This window comes from Psychromonas arctica (assembly GCF_038155225.1).
GTDB lineage: Bacteria > Pseudomonadota > Gammaproteobacteria > Enterobacterales > Psychromonadaceae > Psychromonas > Psychromonas arctica_B.
Map to the genome: position 1 here is coordinate 1 of NZ_JBAKBA010000404.1, position 211 is coordinate 211.

The 211-nt window shown below is 32.7% G+C and carries 1 protein-coding gene; it reads left to right on the forward strand.

What is annotated here, in order from left to right:
- Positions 1-211, forward strand: a 211-nt coding sequence (locus tag V6255_RS18920) for a DHHA2 domain-containing protein (protein ID WP_341629478.1), incomplete at both ends; no start/stop codon positions are given.

Consider the following 211-nt stretch of genomic DNA (forward strand, 5'->3'; position numbering starts at 1 on the left):
CACAGTTTGAAGCTAAATCAGATATTAAAGCGGTATCGGCTGCTGAACTTAATTTACGTGATCAAAAAGTGTTTGAAATGGCTGGTGAGAAACTAGCAATTGGTCAATTAGAATTAACATCATTAGAAAAAGCATTTTCTAAAAAAGATGAAATGTTAGTTGAAATGAAAAAATTACATGCTTGTAATTCTCTCACGCTACACGTCTTAGC